The organism is Anabaena azotica FACHB-119 (assembly GCF_014697625.1).
In the GTDB taxonomy this organism is placed as follows: Bacteria; Cyanobacteriota; Cyanobacteriia; order Cyanobacteriales; family Nostocaceae; genus Trichormus; species Trichormus azoticus_A.
In genome coordinates this window covers 83,265-96,116 of sequence record NZ_JACJSG010000020.1, presented here as the reverse complement: position 1 = coordinate 96,116, position 12,852 = coordinate 83,265, and the positions used below count along the sequence as shown (strand labels likewise).

Sequence of the window (12,852 nt, the reverse complement as noted above, 5' to 3'; positions counted from 1 at the left end):
ATCAGTTATCAGTAAACAGTTATCAGTAAACAGTAAACAGTGAACAGTTATCAGGGATATGCTGGGGGATTCAAAAAAGTCACAACACCTACCACTAAGTAGTGGGTGACTTAAACCCTCTTATTTAACTGATAACTGATAACTGATAACTGATAACTGATAACTGATAACTGATAACTGATAACTGATATAGGAATTGACATTTCCCAAGATTATGAACACCCAATCACCTGTAGCCACAGACATCTTAGGAATGGTGCTGAAAATGCAGCCAAATATAATCATTAGTGACGAGCAATTTTTTGATTTCTGTCAAGAAAACCGTGATTTTCGCATTGAACGTAATCACCTGGGAGAATTATTAATTATGCCCCCGACAGGCGCAGAAACAGATGAGCGCAATTTTAATTTAACTGGTCAATTATGGACATGGACAAAGCAAGATGGTACAGGTGTAGGTTTTGGTTCTAGCGGTGGTTTTACCTTACCTAACGGTGCAGTGCGTTCTCCTGATGCAGCCTGGATCAGAAAATCCAGATGGGAAGCCATACCCGGAGAACAAAGAAAGAGGTTTGCGCCTATTTGTCCTGAGTTTGTAGTGGAACTGCGATCGGAGACTGATAGCTTGAAAACATTACAAGAAAAGATGGAAGAATATATGGCGAATGGTACAGAATTAGGTTGGTTACTAGACAGAAAACAACGTAAAGTATTTATTTATCGTCCTAATCAAGCTGTGGAAGAATTAGATAATCCCTCTACATTAAGCGGTGGAGATTTATTGCCTGGATTTGTTTTAGATTTAAGTCAAATTTGGTGAGCGGATAATATTATCAAGAAACTTGAGCAAGCCTGTTTCTATAATTTTAATACCTGCAAATAAATAGCCTCCTATTGTATAATATCATAAATACGTTGGTGAAACACCACACCAATTGGTAAAAGGCGTATTTTAGCTTGTCTAAATCGCCCACAATACTCCGTCAGGACTGATAACTGATAACTGATATCAAGTCCGGCTAATTACTTACGATATGGTTGGTTTAGTCGGTAATGGGTAATAGGCAATCGGTAATTGTTTGTTACCATTACCAATTACCAATTACCAATTACCAATTACCAACCCCCAAGATATGATAAGTATTTAAGCGGATATGATATGATAACTGATTTAATGCCTACGATCGCTTGTCAATTTACCTCCAGCCAAGACTCATCAAATATTAATACTGTTGGGAATGCGGGAGGGTAGCAGATAAGGATAATCAACACCAGTAGTTACCAAGCGTTTGTGATTGCGGAGTTTGATTTTGCTTTCAATCTCTGCTAATTCGTTTTGGAATTGTGAGAGAATCTGGCGATCGCCTCTACTCGCATACCGAATTAACTCCGAACTACCCAGTTTTCCCCAACTAATCCCAGTCAAGTCAAAAGTTAACTCCATTTGTTTGAGTTCTTTTTCGGCTGGTGGGAGCAATTCCGGTAAACTGGCTGGTGTATCAGGATGGCTATACAGTGCGAAAGGTGCATTGGCTACGTAACCCAAATAATCAAACTGACTAAAATTAACGGCTGCGTGTTGGGGGCCGCAGGTGAAAATGATGATAGTGGCAATATCTATAAGTTGTTGCAGGCTGGTGATTTTCGTAAAACCAGGAACGCGGGGGTTGGGGGGTAATTCTTGGGGTTGTAGTCCAAATGCGATCGCCCATTCGGTTGGACACCAAGCTGGTAATTGGGGAAACTCTGATTTAGGACGAGTATTTAAAGGTGTGCTAAGTTCATCTGCCCAAGCTTGCAGATATGCGTCTTTCAAGACAGCCTTATCATCTAGATAGTAGCGTTGTAAGTAATTTTTGGCATAATTGGCGATCGCATCCCACAACAGCAAAGCATCATCTCGATAAGGATACTCAGAGAGAAATTTCTTTTCAATCCCTCGGTGTTCAATATCATTAGGTAAAGCGTAATCCCAAAAAACCTTTTCTCGATAGGCTTTACTCATCAACTCCAAGCATACCTCCCTGACAGGAGCCATCAGCGAACTTATAGCCGAGCCTGCTTGCAGGAAAATTTGATTATAACGTTGATTAGTTGCCAGCAAAAATTGCAGATGGGGATTGAGTAATTGATAGAAAGGATGATTGCTGGGTAACTGTCTGGGAGTGGCGATCGCAAAAACTTCCATCGCTAAATGAGTATAGCTCAGGTGAGAAAATAACTGATAATGGGTGGCATCCGCCGACTGCACATAGAGTTTCGCCCTTGTCCAGTCATCTGCGCCTCCCCCACCAAACGCAGGCGTAACTACACTACCTTTTTCTAATTCTATAAGTAGCGGTTCTAACCCACCTTCAGCCCGATGAAATAATGCAACGGAATTACCTACATACTTACCGGGTTGTAAATCTGTAACTTTTAAATCTTTTAATAAAGGGTATTCAGCAATAAATAAGCGATTTTCGGCGGCTGATTGAATTAAATCTACGCTGCTAGAGTGACTCGCCCAAGCTTGTACCCTAGCTTGCTCCTGGGGCTGGACTCGCCGGAGTACCATTGGATTAAGCCCAGCTAATCTTTGCCGACTAAATTCGCGATCGCTTAAACCCCCATCCCGCTCATGAATTACACTAGCTACTGGACGAGTGGGAATATAAGGATATTGATTCTTCTTCGCTTTAGCGCTTGTTTCCAGAGATTGATAAAATACCGCTCTTTGCTTTTCCATCCATGTTTTTGTTTGCGCTGCTTTCTTAGCGCTTGCTAGGCGTTGTTCCATTTCCCGCCGTTCTCGCATATAACTAGAATTGAATTGCTCATTCGGCGGAAGATAGAGATTAAACCATCCCGATTGAAAAATTTCCCAATCTGCCAAGAGTGTAGACAAGTCTAACCAAGTTTGATCAAAAGATGCGATCGCCTGCTCAAACTGCTTGAGTAGCAAACTCCAAGGTTCAGACAACTTTCCCTGCTTTAACGCATCTTCCCGCAATTTTGTCACAACATACAGCAGCGCCCCATCTTCTCCCGTATAAGGAAATATCCGCGCCGGGCCTTTGTGATTTAACCCGATAGGATTATAGCGGTAGTGACCTTGTTGTTCAGTTTTAATGATTTGAGACACAATTGTTCATTCCTGTTTGCAAGAGTTGAGATATAAGCGGGAAAATAGATATAGTTTTGAGATTGGTAATGTGTTGAGAATAACTCATGACCTATTACCCATTACCAGTCTTGAATGTTGATCACTTGTAACTAACGTTTAATTAGTATTAGCTATTTAACTCGTTAGCTATATATATTGTCAGCTGTATCTAATGTTTATTTAACTGGCTTATGTTACGTAAATTTGCTAATCGAGACGAGTTAATATCTTACCTGCGTGAACAATTTCCTCAAGCCGCAGACAGAAGCGATCATATCAGTGATACTAAGGGTGGTAGGAAAGCCGCCCAGCAAGCTTTAAAAAAAGTTAACCCCGCAGCTTACGCCAAAACACGCAACTTTTTAACAGGCGAAGTCACACGCCTTTCACCGTACATCCGTTACGGAGTTTTGAGCCTGCGAGAAATCCGAGATTATGTACTTGATAACGTCAAACACCCTGATGAAGCCACAAAACTCATCAATGAATTAGGCTGGCGAGATTATTGGCAGAGATTATATGTCAAGCTAGGCAATGGTATCTGGCAAGACCAAGAAGAATATAAAACAGGTAACACTCCCGCAGAATATAAACCAGAATTACCAGCAGACATTAAACAAGGTAACACCGGATTAGTTTGCATCGACAGCTTCAGCCAGCAATTACAGGAAACTGGCTACTTACACAACCACATGAGAATGTGGCTAGCTGCCTATATTGTCCATTGGCGACGCATCCGTTGGCAAGCCGGAGCCAAATGGTTTCTAGAACACCTTTTAGATGGCGATCCTGCCAGTAATAATATGTCTTGGCAATGGGTAGCTAGCACCTTTAGTCACAAACCATATTTTTTCAACCGCGAGAACCTAGAACGCTACACCAAAAGCTTGTACTGTCAAAAATGCCCCCTTTACGGTCATTGCGATTTTGAAGGCAGTTATGAAGAATTAGAACAGCGACTTTTTCCCAAAGGAGAATTTACCAGACAACCCAACAGTCAAAGTTGGCAACGGGGGAAGAAGAAGTAGTCAGTTATCAGTTATCAGTTATCAGTTATCAGGTTATTTCCACTGTCCACTGTTCACTGTTCACTGTCCGCACTCCCTCATCTCCCCCCACTCCCTCATCTCCCGGTTGGTGAGCGTAGTCGAACCACATCTCCCCCCATCCCCCATTTGAATCATGAGTAAACCAATTATCTGGATACACGGCGACTGTCTCAGCCCTCACAACCCAGCCTTGCAAGAATACCCAGATGCGCCTGCTATTTGGGTTTGGGATGATGCTTTGATAGAAGAATGGCAATTAAGCCTCAAACGCATCACATTTATATATGAATGTTTGCTAGAGTTACCTGTAGAAATTCGTCGTGGTAATGTAGCGCCAGAAGTTTTGTCATTTGCTAAAGAACATAACGCTAATTTAGTGGTGACAGCAGATAGTCCTAGCCCCAGATTTAATGATATCTGTGATGAAATTGAGCGGTCTATTAAAGTAGAAGTCTTTGAAGTGGAACCATTTTTTGACTACGACGGATACATCGACTTGAAGCGCTTTTCCCGCTATTGGAAAGTGGCAGAAAAATATGTCTTAGAATAATCGTGCTGGGGAGTCAATTCCCCATCAAGCGAAGGGAGCAAATTTAGCTAAGTAGACAGACTTAATAAAATATAAGTTTGTAGTAAGGACTTTAGTCCTTTCAAACCCAGCCACAGAAAGATAAATCGCTCTCTGCCAGACGCTGCGCTAACACTAAGAACAAAAACTCATTTTACATTTAATTATGTCTACCTACTTAATTTTTTGTGATTATTATAGGAATCCGATTTGATTTCTGAAAAAATCTCAGTACCCGTAGGGTGGGCATTGCCCACCATATTATGGTCTTGGTGGGCAATGCCCACCCTACTTATCATTCAAAAATCAAGTATGAATCCCATATCATAATTTAAGTAGAACGACATAAATTAACTTTGTAGTCAGGGCTAAAGTTTTCCAAAAAGGACTAAAGTCCTTACTACGAACTTAATTGTTATAATTTTACATCACCCCTCCTCACGATAAAGCTATGTCAGTTGCTCAAGACTTGGAACCAGTAAAAGATATAATATTTCCACCAGGAGATATATATAGCGACGAACCACCGTTGGAAAGCGATTTACATCTACACCAGATTATTCTCTTATTAAAATGCCTAGAATTGTGGTGGCAAGACCGCAATGATTATTATGCTGCTGGGAATTTGACAATTTACTATAGCCAGCGTCAACTTAAATCAGAGGAATTTCGCGGGCCGGATTTTTTTGTGGTGTTGGGATGCGAAAGAAAACCCCGTAAAAGTTGGGTAGTATGGCAAGAAAATGGTCAATACCCCAATATAATTGTCGAATTGCTTTCCTCTTCCACCAAAACCACGGACAAAGGCTTAAAGAAACAAATTTACCAAAATATCTTCCGTACACCTGAGTATTTTTGGTTTGACCCCAATAATCTTGAATTTACAGGCTTTCATTTAGTAGATGGAAATTACCAGCCAATAGAACCGAACCCCCAAGGGTGGTTATGGAGTCAGCAGTTAAATTTATATTTAGGTGTACAGGACAATAAGCTACGCTACTTTACCCCACAAGGGCAGCTAGTACCAACACCTGAAGAATTGGCACAGCAAGAAGCACAACGCGCCGACCAAGCAGCACAACGTGCTGAACAAGCAGCACAACGCGCTGAACAAGCAGTACAACGCGCCGAACAGGAAAAGCAACGTGCTGAACGCCTAGCCGCTAAGTTACGAGAATTAAATATCGACCCGGATAGTCTTTGAATAGTCAACAGTCAACAGTCAACAACTAACTGTGTTGCTTAACAGCAGTAGCAAACATTACCTGAAAAATTGCAAAATAAAAGTAGTCCATTGTAGCCAAGATGTTATCTAATAACTATGGACTAATGACCCATGACTAATGACTAATGACTACTACACTTGTTGACGCACAAAATTTACTTTCTGACCTCATCGATCGCTACTCATCGCGTGTAGATTATTTAATGATTCGCTTAGAGGAAGCCGAAGGGACTGATATCTTGTTGCGTGGCGACAAGGTAGAAACTCTCAGTGAAGGAATTTCTATTGGCGGACACATCCGCGCTTGTTATAAAGGCGGTTGGGGGTTGAGCTGCTTTAATCAACTGGCGACAATTAAAGATAGGATTGAAGAAGCGATCGCCGCAGCTCGCATGGTAGGAGATGAAGAAACTATACTCGCTCCTATTGACCCAGTGCAAGCAATATGCAGTCTACCTTTAACAGGTACAGACCCGCGAAAAGTTCCCCTAGTAAAGAAAAAAGAATTATGCGATCGCTATTCTGACTTACTCAAAAGCGTAAATCATCGCATTACTACCACCTCAGTCCGTTACAGTGACAGCTCCCAAAAAGTCATTATAGCCACCTCTGAAGGCACTCTCATTCAGCAGTCTTGGGTGGATATGGAAATGCGCTTTGCCGCTACTGCGAAAAATGGGGAAACAGTGCAAACTGGTAGAGAAACCACAGGTTCGCGCACAGCCTACGAAGATTTAATCAATTTAGATGATCAAGTCAAAAATGCGGCACAAAGGGCTGTTGCAGCTTTGTCTCTGCCATCAGTCAAGGGTAACACTTACACCGTGGTCATTGACCCAATTTTAACAGGTTTATTTGTTCATGAAGCTTTCGGGCATCTCTCCGAGGCTGATATGGCTTACGAAAACCCAGATTTACTAGAAGTGATGACCATCGGACGGCGATTTGGCCCGGAGGAATTACAAATTTTCGATGGTGCAGCCCCACAAGGACATCGTGGTAGTTATTTTTACGATGATGAAGGCACACCCGCCACCACTACCCAATTAATTCAAGATGGTGTTTTAGTAGGAAGACTGCATTCCCGTGAAACCGCAGGTAAGTTAGACGAAGCACCCACAGGTAACGCTCGTTGTTTAAATTATCACTTTAATCCCATTGTACGGATGACTAATACTTGGATTGAGCGAGGTAAAACGCCTGTTGCCGACTTATTTACAGGTATCAAAGAAGGGGTATATGCCCGTAATTGGTTAGGTGGGATGACAAACGGCGAAATGTTCACCTTTAGCGCTGGGGAAGCCTGGATGATTAGACACGGTAAGATTGACGAACCTGTAAAAGATGTAACTCTTTCAGGTAACGTTTTTCAAACCCTCGCGGATATTGAAGCCATCGGTGATGATTTTTACTGGGATGAATCAGGCGGCTGCGGTAAAGGTGGACAAAATGGTTTACCTGTAGGTTGTGGCGGCCCTAGCCTACGAATTAAAGATGTAGTAGTCGGTGGAGAAAGTTAATAGTCAGTTGACAGTTGATAGTTGACAGTTGACAGTTGACAGTTATCAGTTGACAGTTGACAGTTATCAGTTATCAGTTGACAGTTGACAGGTGTTTTTTCCTCTACTCCCCCATCTCCCCCATCTCCCCCCACTCCCTCATCTCCCCCCAGTCCCCAGTCCCTGATCTACTTGCTTCAGCAGTGCTTCCAAGGATGAGGAGTTATCTAAAACTACATCTGCGATCGCAGCTTTTTGCGTGAGTGATAATTGGCTATCAATACGTGCTTGTGCTTGTTGGGGGGTTAAGTGGTTGCGTTCAATTAATCTTTGCAATTGCTGTGATGGGGAACAAATGACTACCCAAATTTCTGTGACTAAATCAGTCATTTGGGCTTCAATTAATAAGGGTACGACTAAGACTAAGGTTGTAGAAGGGGACTCGACAATGGCTTTAAGGAAGCGATCGCGCACATAAGGATGTATGATACTCTCTACCCATTGCCGTTGTTCTGGATGAGGAAAGATGATTTCACCCAGTTTTGGACGGTTGAGGCTACCATCTGGTAGTAATATTTCTTTACCGTAACGATTGGCGATCGCATCCAGAATCGGCGAACCCAAAGACACTGCATCCCTAGCGTAAATATCTGCATCAAAAACAGGCAAACTATAAACACTACCCAAATAATTAGCAACAGTAGTCTTACCTGTAGCAATACCTCCAGTTAAGCCGATAATCCGTTTAGTCATCTATCCCACTTTCACATAACCTAATCACCTATTAATCCTACACATCACCACAATATTTTGTAGCAATAAGTCGATTATTTTTATAAACTAAAACCCTGCCATAACCAGTATCTTGAACAGCCGCATACAAGTAATTTCCGCTTGTAAATCTATAAACCGGGTATCCATTTTCATTACGTCTAACAGTACCATTATTGAGGATAAGGCTAGGACGTTGTAAAGTAGTAGGGATATTGTAGGCTGTGTAAATTAGTTTTCCATTGTTGAGGCGAGACACTTCAACATAAACATCTGGCGCACTACAAGCAAATACTCTTTCAGTAGTAGCAGCAGTAGCAGGTGCGCCTACTGTAGCTGTTAGTAGAGAAGCTGTACCTGTAACTGTAGCTAAAATTCCCCATAGAGATTTTGTACTTTTGTTGTTTAAGGCTTTCATGATCAGTTCCTTTAAGTTTGTATAGCCTTACCTACAAAATTCCATTTCTATTTTTCGGATTTTAATAGATAAAATTAAACCATTGTTATGGAGAGGAACAGCGAAAAGGCTGAAATCTTTTTATTAGTTTGCTGCTGTTAGTTTTGCTCAGGACTTACGTAACTGGCACTTGGGATAGGGTGCGTCAGATGTGGAAAATCCATTCATTCTCAACTCAGACATCAGCATGGTGTTTTATTAGTCGATCAGCGCATACTCGAAAGATGGGGAAACATAAAAGATGGGTGTCAAACCCACAACATTCAGAACAACAGTTTTCTGCCTGAATCTGCCTAAATAGGGATGAAAAAATTGCGATTTAACTGTCCTTCTCAAAAGGTATACTTAAGCTACCTCGCATATACCCAATCAAAAAATCTCCGTCCCAACCACCAAACCAAAACTTAACAGGCCAAGGCAGTTCTAAATTAGCTTTTCCGCCGAGATTGTCGCTGACTGTTTTATTGCCGTTGATTTCAAATGACCAATCAACCTTAGTTCCTAGTTTGCTAATGATGCGATCGCCCCAAAATTCTAACTGGTAAAGACGGGATTTGAATTGTTCTAATTGGACTTGCTCATCGGCATCAAGAGAATTTTTCTGCTTTAATAAGTCAATCTGTTTTTGCAGAAAACGACGGCGATCGTAGAAGTATCCATAAAGGTCAAAAACATTGAGCGCTCTGGCTACTTCCTGAGAACCTATTTCAAAAGAAACAGGTAAGCGACGACCATAAATAGCCGGGTCTAATATTTTCCAGATTGGCTTGCTTTCTTGAGGAGGTTTACCAACATCAGCAGGATCTAAATAATCCTGAGCAGTAATCTTTATCTGGTCATTACAAATTTCCAACTCAAAAGGCTCGATCGCAAAACTAAAATTATCATCCGAGCCAGTTATGTTGTTACGGCTCTCAAAAGTAGGCCCATTAGCAGGCTCATCTTTACCTAATAAGTTCACCTTAGCACCACACAAAGGATGATTTGGCAAAGGCTGACCATCAAATGTTACCTGTTTAACGGAAACCCCTTGCTGAAGCAACTCGACAAAACCCATTTCTTCCGCAGGTGGTCGAGTTCTGATATTTTTGTTGATAAATTCCTCGTTTACTTGCAGGCGGATAACTCGATCCAGGTTCTCTTCTTTAACTAGAGCCATTGTATAGCCGCTCATGCCTCGACCTTCGTTTGTCGGGTCAGGATCGGTAGACAAACGGCAAGTAAAGTAACCTTCAAAGTGAACTGTGAGGTATTTAGCCCACTCAATTATTTCAGTTCGAGATGCTTGTTGGCTCATGGTACAGTGTAGAATTTTGGATAAACGCCAGTTTGATAAATTTGCCGCAAATTACCAGTTAAGCGATAAATGTTCTGGTAAATATATTCCAGTGATTTTTTCACATCCTCTGGAGCGTCTTTTTCCTGGGAAAGTTCCTCCAGTTTTCCTTGAATATCATTGAAGCGACTCAAATATTGATTAATGTCTGCAAAGTTAAATTTGTCTGAGCAACTTAGCTTGTCATAATCTTCTTTTAACAAGTAAAAATTAGGTGCAGCAGGCAGAGAGGAATCTTGTGTTATTGGTAGTTGTACGAGAACTTCCCCTAAAGAACGGACTAACATAGTCATAGCAGGTGCAAAGGCAATTTCCCTCAAAGCTGCGATGAGATGAGGATAACTTTCAGTTAATTCAATAGGCTGATAAAGCTTGTATAGCCCTGTCAGTACATAAAGTAAAGTGACATAGCTGTAATTAAATAACTCAAAGACTTCCTTGGTAAAGGGATGAGTAACGCTGTCGTTGTAAGGATTATTAGGTACTAGTAAAGCAGGGTTAAATTTTTGGTCTTGCTGTTTAATTGCTTCATACTCTTGGGCTATTTTGTAATAGCTGGAAAAGTGACTGTCTAAACCCTTTAGTCCACCAACTCCCTCTCCCTGTTCAGTAATGAGGTCAATAGCATTGCAAGCCGAGAGTAAGTCTGTAACTGGAAAAATGTAAATATTATACTCACTGAGAATATCAACTTGATGCTGGTTGCAATGGGAAACAAACAATGGTTGTTCTTGTGCTTGCGCCGCAACTTCTTGAAAACCTTTCTTGATTCGGAGATACATTTTCTCGATTGTACCGAGAATTATGTCTCCATCTTGGGCTTGGTTAGAAGCTAGGGAATTAAGTTTATGTTGTAAATAATGGCTGTATTCCCTAGCTTTGAGACTTTGATAGAGGGGTTTATTATTGCTAGAACTGTTGATGCAGTTGCAATTGCCATGTGGATCTTTGAAACACCATTGTTTAGCTGTTTTATAGTCCTCTCCTTGTAAGTAAGAAAGGGTAGGACTTTCCATGCAGGTATAGCGACGTGCGGTTTGCAGGCTGAATGGTTCAAATGTAATTGGCAAATCACAGGGTGTTAGTTTCTCACAAGAACAGACATTATATTTTCCTATAACTTGTGAACTAAGGTAAGAAGGCAAAAGAGGAATATTGTATCTAGCAAAGTGAGGAGGCGCACCAATTGCTGCTAGCATACTATTGACAAAGGATAGATGTTCCATCTCTTGACGAGCGATCGCATAAATTTGCGATGCCCAGCGTCGCACGTATTCAAGTTGCGCTTCACTGCAAGAATCATCAGCGTTTTTCTTCAAAGAAAATGCAGCATAAAGATACATACACATAAAATTATGTTCTAGCTCTGCCGCATCCTTAAGCGCTGCTATTAAATCGTCTTTACTTGTGATTGGTATCTCATCATCTTGTACTATTGCATCAGTAACTTTTTGTATTTGTCTAGGCTTCTCTAGCATATATAATTGACTCGAATTGTGTTAATAAACCAAATAAACCGCAAAAAATCTTCAAAGTAAGAGGTATTTGCTCAGTGAGCATATACCTCACTTTCGGCTTTTTTTGATTTGGAAGTCTTAATCATTAACCAAAGCATACTCAAATGATGGGGCAAGATATTTACCCACTCTGCCCTTTGGAGAAACACCATCATTTAAGTCGGTAGATTCTATTTGTTTCTCTGTCATTTTCTGTGCTTGTAATTTCAACTCAATCATGATTCCGATGCCAGTATTGAGGGAATCTGGTTTGCCATTAAAAGTTTCATGCAGGCTGTTAAGAAGGCTGGTATAGGAATAATTAAACTGATCCACCAAGCGGCGTGCCATTGTACCGGGTTTGTACATCTTTGCTTTGGAGTTTTCTACTAAATCCCAGATATTATCTTGGTCAAGGGATATGGGATCGCCGCTATAAGAATAGCCTTCTGGGGTTGTGGAATCTGGGCGCAGTCGGCGGCCATAATAGATTTCGGCAAAGCGATAATAATGAGCGAATTCTCCTTCTGGATCTAAAGGGCTTTTCTGAGTACCTTCGCCTTGCTGAACTATCAATTCTAATCCCCTGACTGCATCATCTAACGTCCTGATGGGAAATAGTTGATCCAATGGAAACCATTGGTCATTTACTACCTGCAAAGCGGGGTTGCCAATCATAGATTTTGGCCCTAATTCTTGCAGCTTTTCAATAATGGCTTGGTAGAACTGACCGATAGTGGCATAGGATGGTGCTTCTTCTGCTAATAGGCGTTTAACCGGAAAGTTAATCGGATGTTCTGGTTCTTCAATTTTCATGAAGGTATCAAACAGCACGTCTTTGGAAAGAGGAGCCAAATTAACTCTCAAATCACCAATATTCATTGGTAAAGGGCCAGGGTAACTGGGAATAAAACCAGGTTGATTAATGATGGGACGACCGCCAATGGCATTGAGAACATTAGCGGCAATTGTCATGTGCAGCATTTCTTCTATTACCACGGAGAGGATTATGTTGTAAGCATCCTGATTGGAGCCTAATTTAATCGAGTATAAGCCAGTGAGATAGAGGGGAATGGTGGAGTGTTCTAATTGAATAGCCGACTGGAGGTAAGAATACAACTTGGCAGGTCCAGAAGCTTGAAAAATTCCTTTTAAAACGGAAGTGTGTATTTTGAGCATGGAGATATCCTTCTCTTAGAGTTAGGTTAAATTAGGTGCGATCGCTAGCATTATTGGCAGACGACTAAGTAGGTAGACACAATTATTTAGAAGAAGCATTTCGACAGTTCTCTACGAGATGTCGGGA

At 41.3% G+C, this 12,852-nt stretch carries 11 protein-coding genes; 5 read left to right on the top strand and 6 right to left on the bottom strand.

Features of this window, described 5'->3' with window-relative positions; genetic code table 11:
• Positions 1-214 precede the first annotated feature (214 nt).
• On the top strand, positions 215-820 hold the full coding sequence (locus H6G83_RS16090) for a Uma2 family endonuclease (protein ID WP_190474040.1): 606 nt from the start codon (positions 215-217) through the stop codon (positions 818-820).
• Positions 821-1,216: 396 nt separating this feature from the next.
• Here H6G83_RS16090 and H6G83_RS16085 read toward each other — a convergent pair whose 3' ends face one another.
• Positions 1,217-3,124, bottom strand: a complete 1,908-nt coding sequence (locus H6G83_RS16085; RefSeq protein ID WP_313936286.1) for a lipoxygenase family protein — start codon at positions 3,122-3,124, stop codon at positions 1,217-1,219.
• A 212-nt stretch (positions 3,125-3,336) separates the two neighbouring features.
• Between H6G83_RS16085 and H6G83_RS16080 the strand changes: the two genes are divergently transcribed.
• From H6G83_RS16080 to H6G83_RS16065, 4 genes are all read left to right on the top strand, one after another.
• The gene (locus tag H6G83_RS16080) at positions 3,337-4,173 is read left to right on the top strand and encodes an FAD-binding domain-containing protein (protein WP_190474039.1); all 837 of its coding nucleotides are present in this window, start codon (positions 3,337-3,339) and stop codon (positions 4,171-4,173) included.
• 154 nt (positions 4,174-4,327) lie between these two features.
• The gene (locus H6G83_RS16075) at positions 4,328-4,744 is read left to right on the top strand and encodes a hypothetical protein (RefSeq protein ID WP_190474037.1); all 417 of its coding nucleotides are present in this window, start codon (positions 4,328-4,330) and stop codon (positions 4,742-4,744) included.
• Positions 4,745-5,213: 469 nt separating this feature from the next.
• Entirely contained in the window at positions 5,214-5,966 is a 753-nt protein-coding gene (locus H6G83_RS16070) for a Uma2 family endonuclease (protein ID WP_190474035.1), read from the top strand.
• A gap of 146 nt (positions 5,967-6,112) precedes the next feature.
• Positions 6,113-7,507 (top strand): TldD/PmbA family protein, encoded by a 1,395-nt coding sequence (locus H6G83_RS16065; RefSeq protein WP_190474033.1) that lies wholly within the window; start codon positions 6,113-6,115, stop codon positions 7,505-7,507.
• A gap of 138 nt (positions 7,508-7,645) precedes the next feature.
• Here the strand turns inward: H6G83_RS16065 and coaE are convergent, their stop codons facing one another.
• The 5 genes from coaE to H6G83_RS16040 form a co-directional block, all read right to left on the bottom strand.
• Positions 7,646-8,239, bottom strand: a complete 594-nt coding sequence (gene coaE, locus H6G83_RS16060) for a dephospho-CoA kinase (protein ID WP_190474031.1) — start codon at positions 8,237-8,239, stop codon at positions 7,646-7,648.
• 37 nt (positions 8,240-8,276) lie between these two features.
• Complete coding sequence (locus tag H6G83_RS16055) at positions 8,277-8,675, bottom strand: hypothetical protein (protein ID WP_190474028.1); 399 nt, start codon at positions 8,673-8,675, stop codon at positions 8,277-8,279.
• 358 nt (positions 8,676-9,033) lie between these two features.
• Complete coding sequence (locus tag H6G83_RS16050) at positions 9,034-10,011, bottom strand: hypothetical protein (RefSeq protein WP_190474026.1); 978 nt, start codon at positions 10,009-10,011, stop codon at positions 9,034-9,036.
• A complete protein-coding gene (locus tag H6G83_RS16045; RefSeq protein WP_190474024.1) occupies positions 10,008-11,528 on the bottom strand; it encodes a ferritin-like domain-containing protein in 1,521 nt (506 codons plus the stop codon). Before H6G83_RS16045 ends, H6G83_RS16050 begins: the two co-directional genes overlap by 4 nt.
• Positions 11,529-11,645: 117 nt before the next feature.
• Positions 11,646-12,725: a ferritin-like domain-containing protein gene (locus H6G83_RS16040; protein ID WP_190474023.1), complete on the bottom strand. Its 1,080-nt coding sequence runs from the start codon at positions 12,723-12,725 to the stop codon at positions 11,646-11,648.
• Positions 12,726-12,852 lie beyond the last annotated feature (127 nt).